Source organism: Kitasatospora sp. NPDC088779 (assembly GCF_040685395.1).
Taxonomy (GTDB): Bacteria; Actinomycetota; Actinomycetes; order Streptomycetales; family Streptomycetaceae; genus Kitasatospora.
In genome coordinates this window covers 95,961-119,949 of the sequence record NZ_JBFBHW010000016.1, presented here as the reverse complement: position 1 = coordinate 119,949, position 23,989 = coordinate 95,961, and the positions used below count along the sequence as shown (strand labels likewise).

The 23,989-nt window shown below is 74.2% G+C and carries 19 protein-coding genes and 1 pseudogene; 12 read left to right on the top strand and 8 right to left on the bottom strand.

From position 1 onward, the window contains the following. Positions 1–24 precede the first annotated feature (24 nt). Together AB0P03_RS17815 and AB0P03_RS17810 are read right to left on the bottom strand one after the other, a co-directional pair. Entirely contained in the window at positions 25–627 is a 603-nt protein-coding gene (locus AB0P03_RS17815) for a malonic semialdehyde reductase (protein WP_363585443.1), read from the bottom strand. A 113-nt stretch (positions 628–740) separates the two neighbouring features. After that, positions 741–998 carry an exodeoxyribonuclease VII small subunit gene (locus AB0P03_RS17810; RefSeq protein WP_363585442.1) on the bottom strand — a complete coding sequence of 86 codons (258 nt, stop codon included), beginning with the start codon at positions 996–998 and terminating at the stop codon, positions 741–743. 163 nt (positions 999–1,161) lie between these two features. On the opposite strand from AB0P03_RS17810, the gene AB0P03_RS17805 reads away from it, so the two are divergent. Continuing rightward, entirely contained in the window at positions 1,162–1,656 is a 495-nt protein-coding gene (locus AB0P03_RS17805) for a GNAT family N-acetyltransferase (protein WP_363585441.1), read from the top strand. A 69-nt stretch (positions 1,657–1,725) separates the two neighbouring features. Here the strand turns inward: AB0P03_RS17805 and xseA are convergent, their stop codons facing one another. Further along, the gene (xseA, locus tag AB0P03_RS17800; protein WP_363629572.1) at positions 1,726–2,946 is read right to left on the bottom strand and encodes an exodeoxyribonuclease VII large subunit; all 1,221 of its coding nucleotides are present in this window, start codon (positions 2,944–2,946) and stop codon (positions 1,726–1,728) included. A 53-nt stretch (positions 2,947–2,999) separates the two neighbouring features. Further along, positions 3,000–4,364, bottom strand: coding sequence for an APC family permease (locus AB0P03_RS17795; RefSeq protein ID WP_363629570.1), 1,365 nt, complete (start codon positions 4,362–4,364; stop codon positions 3,000–3,002). 87 nt (positions 4,365–4,451) lie between these two features. Between AB0P03_RS17795 and AB0P03_RS17790 the strand changes: the two genes are divergently transcribed. Next, on the top strand, positions 4,452–5,426 hold the full coding sequence (locus AB0P03_RS17790; RefSeq protein ID WP_363585438.1) for a 4-hydroxy-3-methylbut-2-enyl diphosphate reductase: 975 nt from the start codon (positions 4,452–4,454) through the stop codon (positions 5,424–5,426). A gap of 156 nt (positions 5,427–5,582) precedes the next feature. Next, complete coding sequence (ppgK, locus tag AB0P03_RS17785; protein WP_363585437.1) at positions 5,583–6,329, top strand: polyphosphate--glucose phosphotransferase; 747 nt, start codon at positions 5,583–5,585, stop codon at positions 6,327–6,329. Positions 6,330–6,351: 22 nt separating this feature from the next. Here ppgK and AB0P03_RS17780 read toward each other — a convergent pair whose 3' ends face one another. Next, positions 6,352–6,987, bottom strand: coding sequence for a DUF6542 domain-containing protein (locus AB0P03_RS17780; RefSeq protein ID WP_363621372.1), 636 nt, complete (start codon positions 6,985–6,987; stop codon positions 6,352–6,354). Positions 6,988–7,241: 254 nt separating this feature from the next. Between AB0P03_RS17780 and ychF the strand changes: the two genes are divergently transcribed. After that, the gene (ychF, locus tag AB0P03_RS17775; RefSeq protein WP_363621373.1) at positions 7,242–8,315 is read left to right on the top strand and encodes a redox-regulated ATPase YchF; all 1,074 of its coding nucleotides are present in this window, start codon (positions 7,242–7,244) and stop codon (positions 8,313–8,315) included. Here ychF and AB0P03_RS17770 read toward each other — a convergent pair. The 3 genes and pseudogenes from AB0P03_RS17770 to AB0P03_RS17760 form a co-directional block, all read right to left on the bottom strand. Continuing rightward, positions 8,305–8,580: a type II toxin-antitoxin system Phd/YefM family antitoxin gene (locus AB0P03_RS17770; protein WP_363629568.1), complete on the bottom strand. Its 276-nt coding sequence runs from the start codon at positions 8,578–8,580 to the stop codon at positions 8,305–8,307. The genes ychF and AB0P03_RS17770 overlap by 11 nt on opposite strands. A 58-nt stretch (positions 8,581–8,638) precedes the next feature. Further along, positions 8,639–9,304 carry an HAD-IA family hydrolase gene (locus AB0P03_RS17765; RefSeq protein WP_363629566.1) on the bottom strand — a complete coding sequence of 222 codons (666 nt, stop codon included), beginning with the start codon at positions 9,302–9,304 and terminating at the stop codon, positions 8,639–8,641. 57 nt (positions 9,305–9,361) lie between these two features. Beyond that, positions 9,362–10,509, bottom strand: a pseudogene (locus AB0P03_RS17760) (dihydrofolate reductase family protein). 158 nt (positions 10,510–10,667) lie between these two features. Here AB0P03_RS17760 and AB0P03_RS17755 point away from each other — a divergent pair. The 8 genes from AB0P03_RS17755 to typA all read left to right on the top strand — a co-directional run bounded on the left by AB0P03_RS17755 (position 10,668) and on the right by typA (position 23,822). Next, complete coding sequence (locus AB0P03_RS17755; protein WP_363585432.1) at positions 10,668–11,486, top strand: methyltransferase domain-containing protein; 819 nt, start codon at positions 10,668–10,670, stop codon at positions 11,484–11,486. Between the two features lie 220 nt (positions 11,487–11,706). After that, on the top strand, positions 11,707–13,152 hold the full coding sequence (locus tag AB0P03_RS17750; RefSeq protein ID WP_363629564.1) for a DUF4190 domain-containing protein: 1,446 nt from the start codon (positions 11,707–11,709) through the stop codon (positions 13,150–13,152). 145 nt (positions 13,153–13,297) lie between these two features. Next, complete coding sequence (locus AB0P03_RS17745; RefSeq protein ID WP_363585430.1) at positions 13,298–13,480, top strand: SPOR domain-containing protein; 183 nt, start codon at positions 13,298–13,300, stop codon at positions 13,478–13,480. A 10-nt stretch (positions 13,481–13,490) separates the two neighbouring features. Further along, positions 13,491–13,907 carry an NUDIX domain-containing protein gene (locus tag AB0P03_RS17740; protein ID WP_363585429.1) on the top strand — a complete coding sequence of 139 codons (417 nt, stop codon included), beginning with the start codon at positions 13,491–13,493 and terminating at the stop codon, positions 13,905–13,907. Positions 13,908–14,086: 179 nt separating this feature from the next. After that, positions 14,087–16,840 (top strand): SpoIIE family protein phosphatase, encoded by a 2,754-nt coding sequence (locus AB0P03_RS17735; protein WP_363629562.1) that lies wholly within the window; start codon positions 14,087–14,089, stop codon positions 16,838–16,840. Positions 16,841–17,208: 368 nt separating this feature from the next. After that, on the top strand, positions 17,209–19,704 hold the full coding sequence (locus tag AB0P03_RS17730; protein WP_363621500.1) for a SpoIIE family protein phosphatase: 2,496 nt from the start codon (positions 17,209–17,211) through the stop codon (positions 19,702–19,704). 92 nt (positions 19,705–19,796) lie between these two features. Then, positions 19,797–21,644 (top strand): ABC transporter family substrate-binding protein, encoded by a 1,848-nt coding sequence (locus AB0P03_RS17725; RefSeq protein ID WP_363629560.1) that lies wholly within the window; start codon positions 19,797–19,799, stop codon positions 21,642–21,644. Positions 21,645–21,917: 273 nt separating this feature from the next. Beyond that, complete coding sequence (gene typA, locus AB0P03_RS17720; RefSeq protein ID WP_063347962.1) at positions 21,918–23,822, top strand: translational GTPase TypA; 1,905 nt, start codon at positions 21,918–21,920, stop codon at positions 23,820–23,822. The last annotated feature ends 167 nt before the right edge of the window (positions 23,823–23,989 follow it).

The following is a 23,989-nucleotide window of genomic DNA, read 5'->3' as shown; positions in this document are numbered from 1 at the left end:
GCGGGCCCTCGCGCGTGCGGTGGATCAGACCGTGGTGACGACCTGGTCGTACTCCAGGCGCGGCGAGCGCGGGAACCACGCGTCGTCGCCCGGCTTGCCGATGTTGACCACGGCCAGCACCGAGTGCTCGCCGTCGCCGAAGAACTCCTTGTTGATGCCCTCGGCGTCGTAGCCGGTCATCGGGCCGGCGGCCAGGCCGGCGGCGCGCACGCCGATGATGAAGTAGGCGGCCTGCAGCGCGCCGTTCAGCGAGGCGGAGCGCTCGCGGACGGTGCGCTCGGAGAAGAACACGTCCTTGGCCTGCGGGAAGTGCGGGAACTGGGTCGGCAGCTCCTCGTGGAACTCGTTGTCCGCGGCGAGGATGGCGACCAGCGGGGCGGTGCTGGTCTTGGCCTTGTTGCCGTCCGCCAGGTGCTGGACGAGGCGCTCGCGGCCCTCGGTCGAGCGGACCAGGACGACGCGCAGCGGCTGCTGGTTGAAGGCGGTCGGGCCGTACTTGACCAGCTCGTAGATGGCCTGGACCTGCTCCTCGGTCACCGGCTCGTCGGTGAAGGTGTTCGCGGTGCGGGCCTCGCGGAACAGCAGGTCCTGAGCGGCGGCGTCGAGTACCAGGGCGTCGGTGGTCATGCTTGTCTGCACCTCATGCGGGAGGGGGTTCGTCGGATTGACCGGCCGTGGCCGGTCAGACCATCTCAACATGGATGAAGTTTCAACGATTCCCCGGCCTACTGTGAGCCGCGTCACTGCCCGCCCGCGGCCCCGTCCTCCTCGGCGGCCAGCGCCGCGTCCAGCCGGGCCCGGGCGCCGTCCAGCCAGCGCTGGCACACCTTCGCCAGCTGCTCGCCGCGCTCCCACAGCGCCAGCGACTCCTCCAGCGACGTCCCGCCGTTCTCCAGCTGCCGGACCACCTCCAGCAGCGCGTCCCGGGCGTGCTCGTAGCCCAGCGCGTCGTCCGGGGTCGGTGCCGCCGCGTCCTGCTGCTCCTGCTGCTCTGCCATGCGTGCCAGCGTAGGGGCTGGAGCCGACAGAGCCCGCGCAGCACCGACACAACGGCCGTGGCGGGGTGAAAGCGGCAGGGCGAAGGCGGCGGGCGAAGGCAGCGGTGGAGGCAGCGGCGAAATCGGATGCAACCGGCCGGCCGGCGGCGCTACCCTCCGCCGCATGATCACGGTCCGACCCGCCGCCCCGGCCGACGCCTCCGAGCTCGTCCGGCTGCGCAACCTGATGTTCGAGGCGATGCCCAGCATGGCCGGCCTGACCGGGCCGGGGCCCTGGCAGGCCACCGCCGAGCGGATACTGCGCGAGCGCCTCGCCGCCCCGGCCGGGGAACTGACCATGCCGTCCTTCGTGGTGGACGATCCGCGGCGGCCCGGCCGGCTCGCCGCCTGCGCGGTCGGCACGCTGGAGCACCGGCTGCCCGCGCCGGGAAACCCGGACGGCCGGTTCGGCTTCGTCTTCAACATCTGCACCGACCCCGGCCACCGGCTGCGCGGCTACGCCCGGGCCTGCACCGAGGCGCTGCTGGACTGGTTCGACGACCAGCGGGTCGGCCGGATCGACCTGCACGCCAGCAGTGGCGGCGAGGCGCTCTACCGCAGCCTCGGCTTCGGCGAGCACTCCCGCGCACTCTCCCGGCAGCGCTCCTACGAGGCCTGACCGTCGTCCACCGTGACGCCGGGCGTTCCTACGAGCCCTGGCCGTCCGCCACCGCGACGCCGGGCGTTCCTACGAGCCCTGGCCGTCCGCCACCGCGACGTCGAAGGCCCCGCCCGCGACCCGGGCGCGCAGCCCCTCGCCGGCCGTGACCTGCGCCGGGTCGGTCACCACCGTGCCGTCCGTCCGCTGGAGCACCGCGTAGCCGCGCTCCAGGGTGGCCGCCGGGGACAGCGCGACCACCCGGGCGAGGGTGTGCCCGAGGTCGCTCTGCGCGTGGTCCAGCCGGTGCCGCAGGGTGCGCCGGGCCCGCTCCAGCAGCGCGGTGACCTCCTGGCCGCGCCCGTCCAGCATCCGGTGCGGAGCGGCCAGCGCGGGGCGGCTGCGCACGCCGTCCAGCCCGTGCTGCTCGCGCTCGACCCGGCCGAGGACGTGCCGCCGGGCACGGTCCCGCAGCAGGCGGACCTTGGCCAGCTCCTCGCCGACGTCCGGAACCACCCGTTTGGCGGCGTCGGTCGGGGTGGAGGCGCGCAGGTCGGCGACGAAGTCCAGCAGCGGCTGGTCCGGCTCGTGGCCGATCGCGCTGACCACCGGCGTACGGGCGTCCGCGACCAGCCGCACCAGCCCCTCGTCCGAGAACGGCAGCAGGTCCTCGACGCTGCCACCGCCGCGGGCCACGATGATCACGTCCACCTCGGGGTGCTCGTCCAGCTCCCGGACGGCCGCGCTCACCCGCTCCACCGCGCTGACCCCCTGCACCGGGACGTTGCGCACCTCGAAGCGGACGGCCGGCCAGCGCCGCCGGGCGTTCTCCAGCACGTCCCGCTCGGCCGCCGAGCCGCGCCCGGTGACCAGCCCGACGCACTGCGGCAGGAACGGCAGCGGGCGCTTGCGCTCGGCCGCGAACAGGCCCTCCCCGGCGAGCCGCCGCTTCAGCTGCTCCAGCCGGGCCAGCAGCTCGCCCAGCCCGACCGGCCGGATCTCCGAGGCCCGCAGCGACAGCTGCCCGCGCGCCGCGTACCACTCCGGCTTGGCGTGTACGACGACCCGCGCGCCCTCCTGCACCACCTCCGCGACCTGGTCGAACACCGAGCGGAAGCAGGTCACCGTGAGCGACACGTCCGCCTGCGGGTCGCGCAGGGTCAGGAACACCACGCCCGCCCCCGGCCGGCGGCTGAGCTGGGTGATCTGCCCCTCCACCCAGACCGCGCCGAGCCGGTCGATCCAGCCGCCGATCAGCGCGGAGACCTTGCCGACCGGGATCGGGGCTTCGGGGGAGCTGGTGTTGGCCATGCGTACGAGGTTAGGGCCTGTCCGGGGAGCTGGTGTCGGCCGTGTACGCGAGGCTAGCGGCGCCCGCCGACAGGGCCGCCCGGAGCGGGGGAGCCCTGGACGCCCAGCACCACCAGCCCGACCGCCAGCCAGATCAGCCCGACGAGCTGCGCGGTCGTCGAGGCCTCGTAGACCACCGCCGCGATCACCACGATCCCCAGGGCCGGGACGAGCAGGTGCCGCACCCGGTCCCGGGAGCCGTGCCGCACCGTGTACCAGCCGATCACCGAGGCGTGCAGCAGCGCGAAGGCGGTCAGCGCGCCGACGTTGACCACCGAGGTCAGCTGGTCCAGCCCGTCGTCCCGGTCGGCCGCCCAGACCGCCGCGGCCATCGTGATCACCGCGGCCGCCAGCAGCGCCCGGCGCGGCACCGCGGTGGCCGGGTCGACCGTGCCGAGGACGCGCGGCAGCCGCCCCTCCCGGCCCATCGCGTAGACCAGCCGCCCGGCCGCCGCCTGCCCGGCCAGCGCCGCGAAGGCCGCGCCGATCGCCTTGCTGGCCGCCACCAGGACGTGCAGCCAGTGCCCGACCCCGCTCTCCACCGTGTCGTAGAAGGCCGAGCCCTGCGCCGCCGGGTCGGCCGCCAGCTGCTGCGGGCCCAGGGGTTCCAGCAGTGCGGCCAGGTAGGTCTGGGCGACGAACAGCACCCCGGCCAGTGCCAGGCACCAGAGCACGGCCCGGGCCACCGCCGCCGAGGCGCCGACCGCCTCCTCGACGAAGGTGGCGATCGCGTCGAAGCCCAGGTAGGAGAGCACCGCGACGGACACGGCCGAGATCACCGCGGTCAGCGAGAAGGTGCCGACGGCGGTGAACGGGGTGTCCCAGCCGCGCCGGGCGCCGCCCTGGAGCAGCGCCACCACGGCCGCGGCGACGAACACCGCCAGCACCGCGATCTCCAGGGCGAGCACCGCGAAACCGACCACGGCCGCCGTCCGTACGCCGATCAGGTTGAGCGCGGTGGTCAGCACCACCGCGAGCGCCGTCCAGACCCAGCGGGAGACCCCGGGCACCAGCGAGTTCAGCGCGATCCCGGAGAACAGGTAGGCGACCGCCGGGATCAGCAGGTAGTCGAGCATCGCCATCCAGCCGGCGATGAACCCGGGCCCCTCGCCCAGCCCGGCCCGCGCGTAGGCGAAAACCGAGCCGGTCTGCGGCACCGCGCGCACCATCTGGGCGTACGAGAAGGCGGTGAAGCCCATCGCGACGGTCGCGGCCAGGTAGACGGTGGCGACGGCGCCGTGGCTCCTGGCGTCCAGGACGCCGAACACGCCGACCGGCGCCATCGGGGCGATGAACAGCAGGCCGTAGACCATCAGGTCGCGGACGCTCAGGCTGCGGCGCAGGCCGCCCGGTTCCGTTTGCCCGTTCGCAGAGCTCATAGACACCACATTTGAGCACCGGCGACCGGGTCTGTCCGGAAAGCGCCTCCCGTCGGCGCGGCTCGGCGCCGCCCGTACGATGGAGCCATGTCCAACACCGCGCCGCGCCGTGTCCTGCTCGCCGCCCCCCGGGGCTACTGCGCGGGTGTAGACCGCGCCGTGATCGCCGTGGAGAAGGCCCTGGAGCAGTACGGGGCGCCCATCTACGTCCGCAAGCAGATCGTCCACAACAAGTACGTGGTGCAGACCCTGGAGAAGAAGGGCGCGATCTTCGTCGACGAGACGGAGGAGGTGCCCGAGGGCTCGATCGTGGTCTTCTCCGCGCACGGCGTCGCGCCGTCCGTCCACGACGAGGCGAAGGCCGGCCGGCTGGCCACCATCGACGCCACCTGCCCGCTGGTCACCAAGGTGCACAAGGAGGCCGTGCGCTTCGCCGACGAGGGCTTCGACATCCTGCTGGTGGGCCACGAGGGCCACGAGGAGGTCGTCGGGACGATGGGCGAGGCCCCGGACCGGATCCACCTGGTGGACGGTGCCGAGGACGTCGCCAACGTGCGGGTCCGGGACGAGTCCAGGGTCGTCTGGCTGTCCCAGACCACCCTGTCGGTGGACGAGACCATGGCCACCGTCGGCGAGCTGAAGAAGCGCTTCCCGGCGCTGGTCAGCCCGCCCAGCGACGACATCTGCTACGCCACCCAGAACCGCCAGGTCGCGGTCAAGCAGATGGCCCCCGAGACCGACCTGCTGATCGTGGTCGGCTCCAAGAACTCCTCCAACTCCGTCCGCCTGGTCGAGGTCGGCCTGGAGTACGGCGCCAAGGCCGCCCACCTGGTGGACTTCGCCGAGGAGCTCCAGGAGGCCTGGCTGGAGGGCGTCGGCACGGTCGGCCTGACCAGCGGTGCCTCCGTCCCGGAGATCCTGGTCGAGGGCGTGCTGGAGTGGCTGGCCGCGCGCGGCTACGACACGGTCGAGACGGTCAAGACCGCCGAGGAGCACCTGACCTTCTCGCTGCCCAAGGAGCTGCGCCGCGACCTGCGCGCCGAGGCGGCGGGCAAGCTGTAGGGCCGGTCCCGGGACCGCTCCCGGGTCCTTTCGCGCAGAGCCCGGCACCCCCTCGGGGTTGCCGGGTTTTCTGCTGTGCGTCCACCCGTGCCCTCTCGTAGTTTTGTGCACAGGCTGTGGACAAGCGGTCCGCGGCCCCGGCGGAGGGTGGACGTGATGGCGGCGGTATTCGGCGTGGACATCGGCGGTTCGGGCATCAAGGGCGCCCCGGTCGACCTCGCCCGGGGCGTGCTGGCCCAGGAGCGGTACAAGGTGCTCACCCCGCAGCCGTCCGCCCCCGAGGCCGTGGTCGCCGCCGTCCGCGAGGTGGTCCGCCAGTTCGACCACCAGGGCCCGGTCGGGCTCACCTTCCCCGGCGTGGTGGTCGGCGGCCGGACCAGAACCGCCGCCAACGTGGACAAGGGCTGGATCGGCCTGGACGCCGCGGGCCTGTTCCGCGAGGCGCTCGACCTGCCCGCGACCGTGCTCAACGACGCCGACGCGGCCGGGCTCGCCGAGACCGTGCACGGCGCCGGGCGCGACCAGTCGGGCGTGGTGCTGGTGCTCACCTTCGGCACCGGCATCGGCAGCGCGCTCTTCGTGGACGGCGTGCTGGTGCCCAACACCGAGCTGGGCCACCTGGAACTGCGCGGCAAGGACGCCGAGCGCCGGGCCTCCTCGGCCGCCAAGGAACGGCACGGGCTGACCTGGGAGCAGTGGGCCGGGCGGGTCGACGAGTACCTGGACCTGGTCGAGATGCTGTTCTCGCCGCAGCTGGTCGTGATCGGCGGCGGGGTGAGCCGCAAGCACGAGAAGTTCCTGCCGCTGCTGCGGGAGCGGGAGGCGCGGGTGGTGCCGGCCGAGCTGCGCAACGACGCGGGCATCGTCGGCGCCGCCATGGCGGCGGCCCGGGCGGCGGGCTGAGGCCGCCCGCCCGAGGCACCGCTCAGCGGGAGCGCTGGATCCGGCGCTGGGCCACGAACCGGGCGAGCACGATCAGCGCGGCCAGCCCGGTGCCGGAGAACAGCCAGCCGGCCCGCAGCGCCAGCCCGGTCGCCAACGCCACCACCTGGGCGGTGACGCCCGAGGAGGTGACCGGCCCGAGCAGCAGCAGCGCCAGCGCGAAGGCGATCGGCCCGCTGATCGGTGCGGCCAGCAGGTCGACGTAGCGCACCCGGACGGCCAGCTGGAAGCAGACGGCCAGGTAGCCGAGGCCGAACAGCCAGCCGAGGCCGTCGAACAGCAGCCGGTCCAGGCCCGCGACGGCGAGGGTCGCCAGCACGGCGGCCACGCCCGTGCCGATGGCGGTCAGCCGGGTCGGCCGTCCGGTCCGGCGCCGCCCGTACAGCGGGGCCTCGGCGCGTCCGCGCAGCGGCAGCCGCAACCGCAGCCTGGGGGTGGCCGGGCGGGCGGTGGTGGCGGCGGGCGGCCCGGCTACCGGGCGTAGCCGGGCGGCGGGGGCGGCGGCGGGGGCTCCGGCGGTCTCGGGAGCCCGGCCGGGCCCGGGGACGGCGGCCCCGGCCGCGCCGTTCGGCGGTCGGCGTCTGGGCCCTGGCGGCTGGGTACGGATGCTCTGCTCCACCCGCCCAACGTACGGTCCGATCATCGCCACACTGTGTAATGGACCGTTCAGGTCTTGCCCCGTGTCTCCTGGCGGAGGGCTGATGTGATCGTCGTTCAGCGGCCTGACCTGTCCGGCCCAGCCGCCCGGGCGGCCGGCCGGAGTTCCTGGAGCCCCTCCCGGCGGCGACCGGGGCGTGAGGCGCTGCCCGTAGACTTGGGGGTCGGCCCGCACGGGGCCGACCCAACTCCTCCAAGCCCACGGGACTGCGCTTCATGTCGCTCACGATCGGAATCGTCGGCCTGCCGAACGTCGGCAAGTCGACCCTGTTCAACGCCCTGACCAAGAACGACGTGCTGGCGGCCAACTACCCGTTCGCCACCATCGAGCCGAACGTCGGCGTCGTCGGCGTCCCGGACACGCGGCTGGCCAAGCTCGCCGAGATCTTCGGCTCCCAGCGGATCCTCCCGGCCACCGTCGACTTCGTCGACATCGCCGGCATCGTGCGCGGCGCCAGCGAGGGCGAGGGACTGGGCAACAAGTTCCTCGCCAACATCCGCGAGTCGGACGCGATCTGCCAGGTCGTGCGCGCCTTCACCGACCCGGACGTGGTGCACGTGGACGGCAAGGTGTCGCCCAAGGACGACATCGAGACCATCCACACCGAGCTGATCCTGGCCGACCTCCAGACCGTCGAGAAGGTCCTGCCGCGGCTCCAGAAGGAGGCGCGCCTGAAGAAGGAGACCGCCCCCGTGCTGGCCGCCGCCGAGGCCGCGCAGGCGGTCCTGGAGACCGGCAAGACCCTCTTCGAGGCCGGCTTCGACACCACCCCGATCCGCGACCTCCACCTGCTGACCGCGAAGCCCTTCCTCTACGTCTTCAACGTGGACGAGGCCGAGCTGGCCGACGAGGACTTCAAGAACGTCCAGCGCGAGCTGGTCGCCCCGGCCGAGGCGATCTTCCTCAACGCCAAGATCGAGTCCGAGCTGATCGAGCTCGACGACGCCGAGGCCCTGGAGCTGCTCCAGTCGATGGGCCAGGAGGAGCCCGGCCTCGCCACCCTCGCCCGGGTCGGCTTCGACACCCTCGGCCTGCAGACCTACCTCACCGCAGGCCCCAAGGAGACCCGCGCCTGGACCATCAAGAAGGGCGCCACCGCCCCCGAGGCCGCCGGAGTCATCCACACCGACTTCCAGAAGGGCTTCATCAAGGCCGAGGTGATCTCCTTCGCCGACCTGGTCGAGACCGGCTCCATCGCCGAGGCCCGCTCCAAGGGCAAGGCCCGCATCGAGGGCAAGGAATACATCATGCAGGACGGCGACGTGGTGGAGTTCCGCTTCAACGTGTAGCCGTCTGCTTGCCGCGAGTTGACCGGTTGGTCGAATGTGCGGACCGGAAGGGGCCGGGCTCTGTCGAGCCCGGCCCCTTCCGTGTCACCGTGCGGCTGCGCAGCAGGTAGGCGGTCTCCTTGAGGGGCTGGTGGTCCTCCAGTGAGACTGTGACCACCGGTTCGTGTCCGGCGCGAGTGATCACGACCTCCTCGCGGTCGTCCGTGACCGCGTTCAGCACCTCGGCGTAGTGCGCGCGGGAGTCCGAGTAGGTCGTCGTCTTCATGGCTCGACTCCTACGTCTGACTCGTGCGGTGACAAGGGTGACCGGGTCGCCGCCCCGGTCAGGGGCGGACGGTGACGGTCAGGGTGCCGTCCGGTGCGGTGGTCACGGTGACGTCGTCGAGGGTGTCGGCGTGGGCGTCCGGCCGGTGGGCGGCGGCGCGGGGGCCGATGCCGACGACGCGGATGCCGGCGGCGCGGGCGGCCGTGATGCCGGCGTCGGAGTCCTCGAAGGCGAGGCAGTCGGCGGGGGCGAAGCCGAGGGCGGCGGCGCCCTTGAGGAAGCCCTCCGGGTCGGGCTTGCTGGCGCCGACGGACTCGGCGGTCACCAGGACGGGCGGCATCGGCAGGCCGGCGGCGCCCATCCGGACCCGGGCGAGCGGTTCGTCGGCGGAGGTGACCAGGGCGTGCGGCAGGCCGTCCAGGGCGGCGAGGAAGGCGCCGGCGCCGGGGATCGGGACGACGCCGTCGGTGTCGGCGCGCTCGGCGGCGAGCATCCGCCGGTTGTCGGCGAGGTTGAGTTCCACCGGGCGGTCGGGCAGCAGTTCGGCCATCGTCGCGTGGCCCTGGCGGCCGTGGGCGACGGCCAGCACGGCGACGGGGTCGAGTCCGTGCTGCTCGGCCCAGCGGTGCCAGCAGCGCTCCACCACGGCGTCGGAGTTGACCAGGGTGCCGTCCATGTCCAGGAGGAGGGCGCGAGCGGTCAGCTGGAGGGGTGTGGCGGGCATGGGGCTGCTCCTCGGGCAAGGAAGGACGAGCTCTTTGTTCCCTGATGATACAAAAGATCAGCCGAGCAGGTGGGCGTTGACCGCGCGGGCCGCCTCGGCGAGCTCCGGCAGCTCCACCACCTCGACCCCGGCCGCCGCCAGCAGGGCCGTGCCCTGGCAGTCGGTGACGAACAGGTCCGGCTCGCGCCAGGCCACCACCACCCGCGGCACGCCCGCCGCGATCAGCAGCCGGGCGCACGGCGCCGGCCGCGAGGCGCGCTGTCCGCACGGTTCGAGCGAGCTGTAGACGGTCGCCCCGCGCAGCCGCGGGTCGCCGGTCGGCAGCTTGCCGAGGGCCGCCTCCTCGGCGTGGTCGTGCGCGTCGCCCTCCCGGCTGTAGCCCTCCGCCAGCACCTCGCCGTCGGCGCCGACGATCACCGCGCCGACCGAGAAGGCCGTCGCGGACGGCGGGCAGCGGCGGGAGAGTTCGACGGCCCGGCGCAGGTGGTCGAGGTCGGCGGTCACGGGACGGACTCCGGTCACGGGGCGGGCTCCTTCGGGGCGTACCTGAGCAGGACGACGTCGTCCACCGTACGTGCCTCCAGCAGGCGCATCCGCCGGGCCGGGCCGCCCGGGAACGCGGCCGGGCGGACGAACCGCGGCGCCTCGGCCTGGCCGACCAGCAGCGGGGCGACCGCCAGCTGGAGCTCGTCCGCCAGGCCCTGGGCCAGGAACTGGGTGTGCACGCCGCCGCCGCCCTCGACCATCAGCCGGCGCACCCCGCGCGCGCCCAGGTCGTCCAGCACCGCGCCGAGGTCCACCGCGCCGCCGAGCGCGACCACCTCGGCCAGCCCGTCCAGGCGGGGCCGCAGCACGGTCGCGCCGGCGTCCGTGGTGTAGGCGAGCCGGGCGCCGCCGGTGTGCCAGAAGCGCAGGTCGGCGTCGAGCGCGCCGCTCGCGCTGAGCGTCACCTTCAGCGGGTACTCGGCGCGGCCGTCCGCGAGCCGGGCGGCCCGGCGTGCGGGGTCGTTGACCAGCAGGCGCGGATTGTCGGCGCGCAGCGTGTTGCCGCCGACCAGGACGGCGTCGGCGGCCGCGCGTTCGGCGTCGACCCGGTCGAAGTCGGCCCGGTTGGAGAGCAGCAGGCGGTCGGGGGAGGCGTCGTCGAGGTGGCCGTCGAGGGACATCGCGGCGCTCAGCAGGACGAAGGGGCGCTGGCCGGGCATGGGCGGGGGGACCGTTCTCTCGGGTGCGCCCCACGGTACGGCCGCCGGGGGTGGCGCGGTCGCAGGGTGATCGACAGGTGAGACGAATCTTCTCGGAATGCGGAATGTCCACTAGCGTCGAAGGCGTCGCGGAAACCGACCACTCCCCAGGGGACACCATGACCGGACAGCAGCCCGCCACCGTCTACACCCACGGCTACCAGGAGGCCGTGCTGCGCTCGCACCGCTCCCGGACGGCGGCCGACTCGGCCGCCTACCTGCTGCCCGAACTGCGCCCCGGGCAGGCGCTGCTGGACATCGGCTGCGGGCCCGGCACGATCACCGCCGACCTGGCCGAGCTGGTCGGCCCGGGCGGTCGCGTGGTGGCCGTGGACACCTCCGCCGAGGTGCTGGAGCAGGCCGCCGCGTACGTGGCCGGCCGGGGCCTGTCCAACGTCGTGTTCGAGGTCGCCGATGTCCACGAACTGCCCTTTCGAGAGGGCGAGTTCGACGTGGTGCACGCTCACCAGGTGTTGCAGCACGTGGCCGACCCGGTGGCCGCGCTGCGCGAGATGCGCCGGGTCGCGGCGCCGGGCGGTGTGGTCGCGGCCCGGGACGTCGACTACGCGTCGATGACCTGGTTCCCCGAGGCGCCCGCGCTGGACCGCTGGCTGGAGCTGTACGAGCGGATCGCCCGCGCCAACGGCGGTGAGCCGGACGCCGGGCGGCGGCTGCTGTCCTGGGCGCGGGCGGCGGGCTTCACCGACATCGCCGCGACCGCCACCACCTGGACGTACGCGACGCCCGAGCAGCGCGCCTGGTGGGGCGGGATGTGGGCGGACCGGGTGACCGGCTCCGCCATCGGCCGGACGGCGGTGGAGCGGGGCTTCGCGGACCAGGCCGAACTGGCGCGCATCGCGGCCGGCTGGCAGGAGTGGAGCGCCGCCGGGGACGGCTGGTTCTCCATGCTGCACGGCGAGATCCTGGCGCGCGGCTGACCGGGGGCCGGGCCGGCGACGGGCCGAGGGCGAGGCCGGGCGGCGGGATGGGCGGCGGGGCGGGCGAAACGGTCGCGCGGGCGTTCGGAAAGATCGGGTAAAGTCGCGCGTCCGCTCGTACCGGGGCCGTTCGGGCCCGTCCGGCCCGTTGCTGGAGGGGGCGAGCCGACGAGTCGAGCTGCCGAGTCGATGCCCGTACCGGCGGGCCGGGGGAGTCCACGTGTCCAAGCCTGCGTCCGAACCGCCCGCGCCGGGGCCGGAGTCGCCCGCGGCCGATCCCCGCACACCGGCCCACGGGGCCGCGCCGGCGAAGCGGGCCGAGCGGGCGGGGCAGTCGGAGCGGGCGGACCAGCCGGACCAGCCGGAGCAGCAGGCGCAGGCCGGGCAGCCCGAGCCGGTCGCGGTACCCGGACAGCCCGGCCCCGCCGCCCCGTCCGCGCCCGCCCCGCCCGTGCCGCCCCTCCCGCCCGCGCCCGCCAACCCGTGGGCCGCGCCCCTGCCGTCGCAGTCCCCGTCGCAGGCCCCGCCGCAGCCCCCGCCCCCGCCGCTGCCCGCCGGCGGCTGGGCGTCGGTGCCGCCCGCCGCGCAGTCCGGCCTCCAGCCCGGCTTCCCCTACCCCCGGCCCGCCCCCGTCACCAACGGCTTCGCGGTCGCCGCCCTGGTGACCGGCCTGGTCGTGGCGGCGCCGGTGGCCCTGGTGTTCGGCATCATCGCGCTGGTCCAGATCAACCGCCGCAAGGAGCGCGGCTTCGGCATGGCGGTGACCGGGCTGGTGCTCGGCGTGGTCGGCACGGTGCTGCTGTCGCTCGTCGTGGCCGGTTCGACCTTCGAGTCCCCCGATGGCGGCCGGTTCGGCCAGTCCACGAAGGCTCCGGCCGGGTCCGTCCCGTGGGCCGCGCTGAAGTCCGGGGACTGCTACAACACCCCCGACAACGGCAGCCGGGCCGACCCCGACGGCGGCGACGAGACGCTCTACTGGGTCCGCCGGGTGCCGTGCTCGGCCCCGCACCACGGCGAGGTGGCCGGCACCGCCCGGATCCCGGCGGGCGACGGCCCGTCCTACCCGGGCGAGGCGACGGTCCGCCTGCGGGCCGCCGAACTGTGCCGCACGGTGCTCGACGACTACGCCCTCGACCAGTGGGCGATCCCGGACGGCATGGACGACGTCTACCTCTACCCGACCCGGGGCAACTGGAGGTCCGGTGACCGCTACGTCACCTGCGCGTTCGAGGACCGCGACGGCGAGCACCTGGGGACGGTCCGCACCGACCGGGGCAGCCTGAACCCCGCCCAGCTGGCCTACCTGGAGGCCGTCCGGGGCTTCAACGACGCCTACGCGGAGCAGCCGAGCAAGGGCTTCGCGGACGCGTCGTCCGAGTACCGGACCTGGGCCCGGCGGATGTCCACCGCCTCCCACGCGGAGGCCGCGGCGCTGAACAAGGCGTCGGCGGCGTGGCCGGCCGAGGTCAAGCCGGCGGTCCGCAAGCTGGCCGCGGCCCAGGAGGCGGCCGCCACCGCCTGGGACGCGGCGGCCTCCGGCGACGACCTGGAGGGCGACGTCCGGCGGGCCCGGGCGCTGGTGACCAAGTCGGTGCCGCTCAGCATCGAGATCCGGCGCGGGCTCGGCCTGTCCACCGGCGAGCAGGTGCCCGACCTCCAGGTCTGAGCTGCCGACGGGTCCGGGCCGCCGGGCGCGGCCGGGTTACCCGCCGTTAACCGCACCCGTACCTGCCGGTAGCGAGCCGCCCGTAGCGTCGTGGGGGCGGATCCCCGGCCCGACCCCCACGCAGGCCGGGGATACGCTCCCCGCCATGAGCGCCTTTCGGGTGATGCGGCAGGACGACAACGGCAACCGCTTCCTGGTCGCGGCCGGGCTCGACCGCGTCGCGGCGGAGCGGCTGGCGGTCGAGTTCGAGGCCCGCGGCCACAAGCAGCTGTACTGGGTCGAGGCCGAGGCCGCCGCTGCGGACGGCGCGGGGCCGGACAGGACCTAAGGTCGGGCCCATGGACAAGGCGAGCGAGAACCCCGTCGAGCCCCGGATCGTCGTCGGCGGCGCCCTTATCCACGGGGGCCGGGTGCTCGCCGCCCGGCGCAGCGCGCCCGCGGCGGTGGCTGGGCGCTGGGAGTTCCCGGGCGGGAAGGCCGAACCCGGCGAGACCGAGGCGCAGGCGCTGGAGCGGGAGCTGCTGGAGGAGCTGGGCGTCCGGGCGCGGGCGCTGGAGCGGCTGCCGGGCGCGTGGAGCGTCCGGCCGGGTCTGGAGCTGCGCTTCTGGGCGGCCGAGCTGCTGGCCGGCGACCCCCGTCCACTGGAGGACCACGACGAGCTGCGCTGGCTCGGCCCGGCCGAGCTGGACAGCGTCGACTGGATCGAGCACGACCGCGACGTCCTGCCGCACGTCGCCCGGTTGCTCCATGCATAGGGCGGCCTGAGCCGGTGTGCGACGCGCGGGGTACGGGGTAGGTCAATCAGACAAGACGACCCGGCGGCCGGGATAGCCTGGGTTCTGCTGGGTATGTCACTTTTCGGCACTATTCGTCACCATCGGTGAGCCGTCCCAGCCGGCGACGCCGATCCCGACCAGAGCCGGAGGCCCCGTCGGTGTCGAGTACCGGGAACGGCGGCGGAGGAGCACCGCGGACAGGCGCCGCGGGGAGCGCAGCCGCCCGCGCCCGGCTGCGCCGGGGCGCCCGGCCCGCCGCCCCGCAGCCACCGGCCGGCCGCCGTCGGCGGGACGCCGCCGATGCCCCCGAAGCCCCGCGGCCCGACCAGCCGGCGCCGACCCTGGCCGTCCCCGTCTCCGACCCGGGCCCCCAGCCCGGCCTGCGCAGCCGGCCCGCCCGGCCGTTCCCCGGTGGGCCGTCCGACGCCCCGTACGGCCCCGGCGGGCCGGCCGAGGGCAGCCTGCTCGACATGCTGAAGGTCGCCATCGCGATCCTGGACACCGCGGGCCGGGTGGTGCTCTGGAGCCCGGCCGCCGAGGAACTGCTCGGCTGGCCGAACGAGCTGCTGGTCGGCCGCCGGATCGACGAGCTGATCCCCGACCAGGAGCAGGTCGGCCGGATCCGGGCCGCGATCCAGGACACCCTGCGCCACGGCCGCTGGGCCGGCAACGCCGAACTGCGCGACCGCGACGGCGTGCCGATCGCGGTGGACGCCAGGATCTCCCTCCTGGTGGACGGCGACGGCACCCCGTTCCTCCAGGTCAACATGGCCGAGGCGGCCGCCGTCCGGGCCGTCGAGCGCGACCTCGCCGTCCGTGACGCGCTGTTCGAGCAGTCCCCACTGGGCATCGCGATCATGGACACCGAGCTGCGCTACACCGCTGTCAACCAGACCCTGGCCGAGATGAACGGCGTCGCCCTGGCGGACCACGTCGGCCGGACCACCGGCGAGACCCTGCCCGAGCGGGCCGCCGACGAGGTCACCGCGATCCAGCGCCAGGTGCTGGCCACCGGCGAGCCGGTCATCGACGTCACCCTCGCCTCCCCGGTCACCGCCCGCTCCGGCTACCGCTCGATCTCCTACAGCCGGATGACCGACCGCTCCGGCCGGGTGCTCGGCATCTCCGGCACCGTGATGGACGTGACCGAGCGCTACCGAGCCGTCGCCAAGGTCGAGCACGCCCGGCGCCGGCTCTCGCTGCTCAACGAGTTCGGCTCCCGGGTCGGCGACCTGCTCGACGCCGCCCGGATCGCCCAGGAGCTCGCCAGCTCCGTCGTCCCCCGGCTCACCGACCACTCCGCGGTGATCCTGCTGCAGGCCGTCGCGCACGGTGACGACCTGCCCCGGCACGGCCACGACCGCCGCACCTCGCTGCTCCAGCTCGGCACCGCCTCCGTCCAGGACGGCCCCGAGGTCGAGGTGATGCTCCGCCGCGGCGCCCGGATCACCTTCGCCGAGGACTCCGCCTGCGGCCGGGTGCTGCGCACCGGCGTCCCCGAACTGCTCTCCGGCGCGGACCAGCTCGACGACGTGACGTACCCCGGCGACCCGAAGACGCAGGCCGCCCACGACCTGGGCGTGCACTCCATGCTGGTCGTCCCGCTGCGCGCCCGCGGCATCGTGATCGGTCTGCTGCTGGTCAGCCGGGGCGGCTACCGGGAGGGCTTCGACCGGGACGACCTGGCCTTCACCGTCGAGCTGGCCGACCGGGCCGGCAGCTCGCTGGACAACGCCCGGCTGTACGCCCGCGAGCGCACCGCCGCGCTCACCCTCCAGCGCACCCTGCTCCCGCAGCAGGTCCCGCAGCCCACCGGCGTCGAGGTCGCCTACCGGTACGTGCCCGGCAGCAGCGGCGCCGAGGTCGGCGGAGACTGGTTCGACGTCATCCCGCTGCCCGGCGACCGCACCGCGCTGGTGGTCGGCGACGTGATGGGCCACGGCCTGCGGGCCGCCGCCACCATGGGGCGGCTGCGCACCGCCGTCCGGGTGCTGGCCGCCCTCGACCTGCCGCCGGACGTCCTGCTGCGGCACGTCCACGAGCTGGCCGACGACCTGGCCCAGGGCCCGGACGAGGCGCTGCTCGCCACCTGCGTCTACGCGGTGTTCGACCCGGGGACGGCCAGACTGACCGTCGCCAAGGCCGGGCACATCCCGCCCGTCCTGGTGGTGCCGGGCGAGGATGGCGGGGAGCCGACCCGGACCGGCGGCCCGCTGCGCGGCGGCGCCGGCCGGATCCTCGACCTGCCCTCCGGCGCCCCGCTCGGCGTCGGCGGCGTCCCGTTCGAATCCGTCGAGCTGAAGATCCCCGAGGGCAGCCTGCTCGCCCTCTGCACCGACGGCCTGGTCGAGTCCCGGGACAAGGACCTCGACGTCGGCCTCGGTCGGCTGGTCACCGTGCTCCAGGAGCCGCACGCCTCCATCCAGGCCGCCTGCGAGGCCGTGCTCGACACCATGGAGCAGGGCCGCGAGCCGGACGACGTCGCGCTGCTGCTGGCCCGGCTCGGCCACGGCCAGGCCGGTACCCCGACGGCCGGCTGGACCCTGCCCGCCGAGCCCACCGCCGTCTCCCGGGCCCGCCGGCTGGTCCGCTCCACGCTCGCCGAGTGGGGCGTCGAGGAGCTCACCGACACCGCGGAGCTGCTGGTCAGCGAGCTGGTCACGAACGCCGTCCGGTACGCCAGCGCCCCCATCGGCGTGCGGCTGACGCTCGGCGAGACGCTGCTGGTCGAGATCTCCGACCCGCTGCCCGAGCCGCCCCGGGAGCGGCACGCGGCCGAGGCCGACGAGGGCGGCCGGGGCCTGGAACTGGTCCGCCGCCTGGCGCTGCACTGGGGTGCCCGGGCCGAGGGCATCGGCAAGGTGGTCTGGTTCGAGCAGGCGCTGCCGGGTAGTGAGCCCGAGGAGTCATAGGGAGCGCAGCGGGTCGGGGGCGCGAGCCCGAGCGGGGGCGAGGAGGGCGGGACCGCATATGCCAGCAGGTGGCCGGGGGGAGCGCGCAGCCCGGAAGGGGGCGCGGACGTGGCATTGTGGTTGCGCGGGCGGTAGGACAAAAACCTTCGCCCGATCTGATGTTGTGATGTTGAGGGCGTGTGAACGTACCCCTCGATGATGAATACTCGGTCTTCTCGACATCCGGACGGTCGCGGGTTGGAGGGGTCGGTCCGTTGAACAGCACCCCGGCGCGGAACGCGCCGAGCAGCAGCGGTCATGCTGTCGTGCCCGGGCAGGCCGGTTCACCGCACCTGCCCGCGCCGGCGGACCCGCCCGGCGCAGGCCCCGTGGGCCTCGGTCACCACCCCGGGGCCGCGGACCACCCGTGGGGCGCGGGCGGCCCCGGGTCGATCTACGACTACATCCGGGTCGCCACCTTCACCATCGGCCCCGACGGCCGGATCAGCCAGTGGAGCGAGCGCGCCGCCGAGTTCTTCGGCGTCCCCGCCCCCGACGCCGTCGGCGCCGACCCGATCACCACCTTCGTCCCCCGCGAGCTCTGGCAGCGCGGACGCGCCCGGCTGGAACGCGCCCTGGCCGGCGAGGAGTGGGTCGGCACCACCCCCTACCGGGACGCCGTCGGCGGCGAGGGCCTCGCCGAGCTCTACCTGATGCCCGACAGCGCCCTGCCCACCGCCGGCGCCACCTGCCTGGCCGTCGACCTCGGCCGGCTGCGCCGGGTCGAGACCGACCTCGCCGCCTCCGAGGCCGTCTTCGGGCAGACGCCCACCGGCTTCATCCTGTTCGACGACCGGCTGCGCCTCCAGCGGGTCAACGACGCCTTCGCCTCCGGCATGGGCCTGGCCCCCACCGACCTCGAAGGCCTCACCCCGCACGACCTCTTCCCGCCGTCCGAGGCCGACCGCCTCACCGCCGCCCTGCGCAAGGTCCTCGCCACCGGCGAGCCCGTCTTCGACCTGCGTTTCCACGGCGCCGTCCCCACCCGCGAGGGCAACCGGCTCTGGGCCGTCTCGCTGTACCGCCTCAACGGCGCGGCCGGACAGCCGATCGGCGTCGCCGGGCAGGTCTCCGACGTCACCAGCCGGCACGTCGCCGAGCGCGAGGCCGACGGCGTCCGCCGCAACCTCGCCCTGCTCAACGAGGCCAGCGCGCACATCGGCTCCACCCTCGACCTGGAGACCACCGCCAAGGAACTGCTCGACGTCGTCGTCCCGCCGTTCTGCGACCTCGCCACCGTCGACCTGTACACCGCGCTGCTCTCCGGCGAGACCGTGCCCAGCGCCGGCCGGCTCGGCGACACCGTGCTCACCGACGGCAGCGGCGAACTGCGCCGGGTCGCCGTCTCCAGCGTCATCGGCGGCGCCTCCTCGGTGCTCGGCTCGGTCACCGGCCTGCCCATCGCCGAGGCCGGCGGCACCCTCTGTTACCCGCGACGCTCCCCGCACGCCCGGGCGCTGCGCACCGGCCGCAGCGTCGTCCCCGAGCCCGGGCCCGACCCGCTGCTGCGCTCCACCCTGATCGTCCCGCTGGTCGCCCGCGACCAGGTGCTCGGCCTCGTCCAGCTCTCCCGCGCGATCGGCAGCGAGCCCTTCGACGCCCGCGACGTCGCCATCGCCGAGGAACTCGTCGCCCGCGCCGCCGTCTGTATCGACAACGCCCGGCTCTACCGCCGCGAGCACGAGCGCGCCCTGATCCTCCAGCGCAGCCTGCTGCCCCCGGGCAACCCGGCCGCCAGCGGCCTGGAGATCGCCTGCCGCTACCTGCCCAGCAACAACAACACCGAGGTCGGCGGAGACTGGTTCGACGTCATCCCGCTGCCCGGCAACCGCACCGCCCTGGTCATCGGCGACGTGATGGGGCGCGGTCTGCGCGCCGCCGTCGCCATGGGCCAGCTGCGCACCGCCGTCCGCACCCTCGCCATGCTCGACCTGGAGCCCGGCGAGGTGCTCACCGCCCTCGACGAGATCGCCCGCGGCCTCGGCGGCGACACCGTGCCGGCCGGCCCGCCCACCCCGTACGGCCGGCTCACCTCCGCCGCCGACGAGGAGGCCCGCGAGGTCTACCTGGCCACCTGCGTCTACGCGGTCTACGACGCCGTCACCCGGCGCTGCTGGATCGCCAACGCCGGCCACCTGCCGCCCGTCCTGCTCAGCCCCGGCGAGCCCGCCCGGATGCTCGACGTCCCGCCCGGCCTGCCGCTCGGCGTCGGCGGCGAGCCCTTCGAGGAGGTCGAGCTGACCCTCCCGGACGGCGCCATCCTCGGCCTCTACACGGACGGCCTGGTGGAGAGCCGCAAGCACCAGCTGGACGAGGGCCTGCGCGGCTTCCGCACCGCGCTGTCGGCCAAGGGCAAGGGCCTCGAAGAGCTCTGCGAGCACGTTCTCGGCGAGCTCAACCCGCACCACGGCGAGGACGACATCGCCCTGCTGATGGCCAAGGTGCACGCCTTCCCCGAGGACGCCGTCGGCAACTGGTTCCTGCCGCCCGAGCCCACCTCCGTCGCCAAGGCCCGCGAGCTGGCCTGCAGCTGGCTGCTGACCCGCGGCCTGGAGGAGCTCGTGGACACCACCGAGCTGCTGGTCAGCGAACTGGTCACCAACGCGCTCAAGCACGGCCGGGGCGAGATCCGGCTGCGGCTGCTGCGCGATCGCGGCCTGGTCTGCGAGGTCTGGGACGACGGCTACGCCCAGCCCCGGCAGCGGCGCGCCCAGGAGACCGACGAGGGCGGGCGCGGCCTGCAACTGGTCAGCCTGCTGGCCGAGCGCTGGGGCAGCCGGCGGACGCCCAAGGGCAAGATCGTCTGGTTCGAGCTGGGCCTCTAGGCCGGTCGCGGTTCGGCCGTCCGGGTGCAGTCGGCGGGCGGTTCGCCGTGTCGGCCCGGGCCCGGGCGCCCGGACGGCGTTCCATGGCCGCCATGCGCGTCCGCCAGCTCACCTCCGCAGCCGTCGCGCTGCTGCTCGCCGCCGGCCTCGGCGGCTGCTCCGACGGCCCGGATCCGGCCCGTACCCCCGACCCCGCGCCGGCCTCGGCCGACCCCACCTCCGGCACCGGGGATGTCCGGGCCGCGGACCGCACCGCCGTCCGGGGCGGCGGCAGGCTGCGCTGGGCCGTGGACGGCGTCCCGGCCACGCTCAACGTCTACCAGGGTGACGCGACCGCCGACTCGGCACTGCTCGCGCACGCCCTCTACCCCTCGCTGTTCCGGCCCGACGGGCACGGCCGGCTCGTCCCCGACCCGGACTACCTGGCCGGCGCCGAGTCCACCCCGCCCGGGCAGCAGCCGCAGGTCGTCACCTACCGGCTCAACCCGCGCGCGGTCTGGAGCGACGGCACCCCGCTCACGGCCGCCGACCTGACCGCCCAGCGGGCCGCCCTCTCCGGCCTCGACCCGACCTACCAGGGCGGACGCCCGGCCGGGTACGACGCCATCGACGCGATCGCCCAGGGCGCCGACCCGCACGAAGTCCGGGTCACCTTCCGGCGCCCGTACGCCGAATGGCGCTCGCTGTTCGGCCCGCTCTACCCGGCGGCCGAGACGGCCACCCCGGCCGCGTTCAACCGGGCGCTGACCGGCGGAGAGCACCTGAGCGCCGGGCCGTACACCGTCTCCGGGTACGACGCCGCGGGCGGGCAGGTCGTCCTCGCCCGCAACCCGCGGTGGTGGGGGGACCAGCCGAAGACCGACCGGATCGAGTTCATCGCCGCGCCGCCGGAGGGCCGGCTGGACGCGCTCGACCAGAACCGGCTGGACATCGCCCCGCTCACCGCGGCGGTGGACCAGGCGGTGCCCGCCCCCGCCCCGGCCGCCTCCGCCACGCCCACCGCCTCCGCCACACCGACCGCCACCCCGGGCGCCTCCGATACGCCGACCGCCGAGGCGGCGCCCCCGCCCGCCGCACCCGAGGCCGCGGCGCTGGCCCTGCGGCGGGCCGAGGGACTGCACGGCGTCATCGTGCACCGGGCCGTCGGCGCCTCGCTCACCCAGCTCACCCTCAACTCCGCCCACGGCCCGCTCGCCGACCCGGCCCTGCGGCTCGCCCTGACCCGCGCCGTCGACCGGCGGCGGATCGCCGACGCCGCGCTCACCCCGCTCGGCCTGCCCGGCGCCCCGCTGGGCAGCCACCTGCTCGCCGGCGACCAGGACGGCTACCGCGACAACAGTGCGGCCGCCGGCCCGGCCGACGCCGCCCGGCTGTTCGACGAGGCGGGCTGGAAGCGGCCCGACACCGGCGGCACCCGCACCAAGGACGACAAGGAGCTCACCCTCACCCTGCTCGTCCCGGCCGGCTCCGCGACCGCCAAGCGGACCGCCGACGCGCTCACCGCCGACCTCGGCGAGTCCGGTGTCGAGGTGAAGGCCGTGACCGCGTCCGCCGACACCTTCGTCCAGGACCAGCTGGCCGCCGGGGAGTACGACCTCGCCCTGTTCTCCTGGCCCGCCGGCACCAGCCCGGCGAGCGAGCAGCGGCCCGTCTACGCCAAGCCCCGGCCCGACGCCGACGGCACCCTCGACCCCGGCAGCAACTACGCCCGCAGCGGAACCGAGGAGATCGACCGGCTCTTCGACCGCGCCACCGCCGAGCTCGACCCGGCCGCCCGGCTCCGCCTGCTCCAGGAGGCGGACGTGCGGATCTGGCAGCTCGGCCACTCGGTGCCGCTCTACCAGCGGCCCGAGCTGGTCGGCGTCCGGGCGGGCGTCGCGGGCGCCGGGGTCTGGGGGTACGGCTGGCCGCGCTTCCAGGACGTGGGGTGGAGCGCTTGAGCCCGTTCCCCGGGCCCGCCGGAGCCGGTCGGGGAGCGAACAGCGGGTGACGAACGGGTGGCCTGCCTGTGATCTTGATCCCGCCCGACCTGCCCGTTTCTGCTCACCTGGGCGCTTCCCCGTACGATAGGAGGAAGCCGGGGCATGTCCGTTGCCACGGCGGGTGGACCGGTAGTAGCAGGCGGAACGGGCGGCGGCGATCCAGCAGGGATCGCTGGTCGGCGTCTCGCGGCCGGGCGCCGTAACCCACGATTCCAGGAGAATCAGCTAGGCATGCCCACGCGCAACGACATCCGCAACGTCGCTATCGTCGCCCACGTCGACCACGGCAAGACCACTCTGGTCGACGCCATGCTGAAGCAGGCCGGCGCCTTCGCCGCCCACCAGCACCTGGACGACCGGATGATGGACTCCAACGACCTGGAGCGCGAGAAGGGCATCACCATTCTCGCGAAGAACACCGCCGTCAAGTACCACCCGAAGGATGGTGGCGCGCCCATCACCATCAACATCATCGACACCCCGGGCCACGCCGACTTCGGTGGCGAGGTCGAGCGCGGTCTGTCGATGGTGGACGCGGTCGTCCTGCTGGTCGACGCCTCCGAGGGCCCGCTGCCGCAGACGCGCTTCGTGCTCCGCAAGGCGCTCACCGCCCGGCTGCCCGTCATCCTCTGCATCAACAAGACGGACCGCCCGGACTCCCGGATCGACGAGGTCATCAACGAGACCTACGACCTGTTCCTGGACCTGGACGCCGACGAGGACCAGATCGAGTTCCCGATCGTCTATGCCTGTGCCCGTGACGGCGTCGCCTCGCTGACCAAGCCGGAGAACGGCACCGTCCCGGCCGACAGCACCAGCCTGGAGCCGTTCTTCTCCACCCTGCTGGAGCACGTCCCGGCCCCGACGTACGAGGCTGACGCGCCGCTCCAGGCCCACGTCACCAACCTCGACGCCGACAACTTCCTCGGCCGCATCGCGCTGCTGCGCGTCGAGCAGGGCGAGCTGCGCAAGGGCCAGACCGTGGCCTGGATCAAGCGCGACGGCACCATCTCCAGCGTCCGCATCTCCGAGCTGCTGATGACCGAGGCGCTCACCCGCAAGCCGGCCGAGGTGGCGGGCCCGGGTGACATCTGCGCCGTCGCCGGCATCTCCGAGATCATGATCGGCGAGACCCTCGCCGACCCGGAGAACCCGATCGCGCTGCCGCTGATCACGGTGGACGAGCCGGCCATCTCGATGACCATCGGCACCAACACCTCGCCGCTGGTCGGCCGTGGCGGCAGCGGCAAGGGCGCGGACGCGAAGTCCAGCGGCAAGGTGGACCGCAAGGTCACCGCCCGCCAGGTGAAGGACCGCCTGGACCGTGAGCTGATCGGTAACGTCTCGCTGCGCGTCCTGGAGACCGAGCGCCCGGACGCCTGGGAGGTGCAGGGCCGCGGTGAGCTGGCGCTGGCCATCCTGATCGAGACCATGCGCCGCGAGGGCTTCGAGCTGACCGTCGGCAAGCCGCAGGTCGTCACCAAGCAGGTCAACGGCAAGACCCACGAGCCGGTCGAGCGCCTCACGGTGGACGTGCCGGAGGAGCACATGGGCGCGGTCACGCAGCTCATGGGCGTCCGCAAGGGCCGGATGGACAACATGTCCAACCACGGCTCGGGCTGGGTCCGGATGGAGTTCGTCGTCCCGTCCCGCGGTCTGATCGGCTTCCGGACCGAGTTCCTCACCAGCACCCGCGGCACCGGCATCGCGCACTCGATCCACGAGGGCCACGAGCCGTGGTTCGGCACCCTGACCACCCGCAACAACGGTTCGCTGGTCGCCGACCGGTCCGGCGTGGTCACCGCCTTCGCGATGACCAACCTCCAGGAGCGCGGCGTGCTCTTCTGCGAGCCGGGCACCGAGGTGTACGAGGGCATGATCGTCGGCGAGAACTCGCGCGCCGACGACATGGACGTCAACATCACCAAGGAGAAGAAGCTCACCAACATGCGTTCCTCGAACGCAGACGTGGCCGAGTCGATCGTCCCGCCGCGCAAGCTCTCGCTGGAGCAGTCGCTGGAGTTCTGCCGCGAGGACGAGTGCATCGAGGTGACCCCGGAGACGGTTCGCATCCGTAAGGTCGTCCTCGACGCGAAGGACCGAGGCCGCACCGCCTCGCGCGCCAAGAAGGCGTGATCCGGACGGCTTGACCGGCCTTTGGCCGGAATGCTTCGCCCCCCTTTCCCATGGAGAGGGGGGCGAACTTTTTCAACTACTCCAAGTTGTCGACGGGCGTATTAACGGAATAGCGCTCATCACTCCCAGGTGTCCGCTGAGCGAACGTGACAGTTCGTCATTCATGA

What these genes read in the sequence shown, in the direction of transcription:
- AB0P03_RS17815 (WP_363585443.1), bottom strand. Translation starts at nt 627, where the DNA reads ATGACCACCGACGCCCTGGTACTCGACGCCGCCGCTCAGGACCTGCTG.
- AB0P03_RS17810 (WP_363585442.1), bottom strand. Translation starts at nt 998, where the DNA reads ATGGCAGAGCAGCAGGAGCAGCAGGACGCGGCGGCACCGACCCCGGAC.
- AB0P03_RS17805 (WP_363585441.1), top strand. Translation starts at nt 1,162, where the DNA reads ATGATCACGGTCCGACCCGCCGCCCCGGCCGACGCCTCCGAGCTCGTC.
- xseA (WP_363629572.1), bottom strand. Translation starts at nt 2,946, where the DNA reads ATGGCCAACACCAGCTCCCCCGAAGCCCCGATCCCGGTCGGCAAGGTC.
- AB0P03_RS17795 (WP_363629570.1), bottom strand. Translation starts at nt 4,364, where the DNA reads ATGAGCTCTGCGAACGGGCAAACGGAACCGGGCGGCCTGCGCCGCAGC.
- AB0P03_RS17790 (WP_363585438.1), top strand. Translation starts at nt 4,452, where the DNA reads ATGTCCAACACCGCGCCGCGCCGTGTCCTGCTCGCCGCCCCCCGGGGC.
- ppgK (WP_363585437.1), top strand. Translation starts at nt 5,583, where the DNA reads ATGGCGGCGGTATTCGGCGTGGACATCGGCGGTTCGGGCATCAAGGGC.
- ychF (WP_363621373.1), top strand. Translation starts at nt 7,242, where the DNA reads ATGTCGCTCACGATCGGAATCGTCGGCCTGCCGAACGTCGGCAAGTCG.
- AB0P03_RS17770 (WP_363629568.1), bottom strand. Translation starts at nt 8,580, where the DNA reads ATGAAGACGACGACCTACTCGGACTCCCGCGCGCACTACGCCGAGGTG.
- AB0P03_RS17765 (WP_363629566.1), bottom strand. Translation starts at nt 9,304, where the DNA reads ATGCCCGCCACACCCCTCCAGCTGACCGCTCGCGCCCTCCTCCTGGAC.
- AB0P03_RS17755 (WP_363585432.1), top strand. Translation starts at nt 10,668, where the DNA reads ATGACCGGACAGCAGCCCGCCACCGTCTACACCCACGGCTACCAGGAG.
- AB0P03_RS17745 (WP_363585430.1), top strand. Translation starts at nt 13,298, where the DNA reads ATGAGCGCCTTTCGGGTGATGCGGCAGGACGACAACGGCAACCGCTTC.
- AB0P03_RS17740 (WP_363585429.1), top strand. Translation starts at nt 13,491, where the DNA reads ATGGACAAGGCGAGCGAGAACCCCGTCGAGCCCCGGATCGTCGTCGGC.
- AB0P03_RS17725 (WP_363629560.1), top strand. Translation starts at nt 19,797, where the DNA reads ATGCGCGTCCGCCAGCTCACCTCCGCAGCCGTCGCGCTGCTGCTCGCC.
- typA (WP_063347962.1), top strand. Translation starts at nt 21,918, where the DNA reads ATGCCCACGCGCAACGACATCCGCAACGTCGCTATCGTCGCCCACGTC.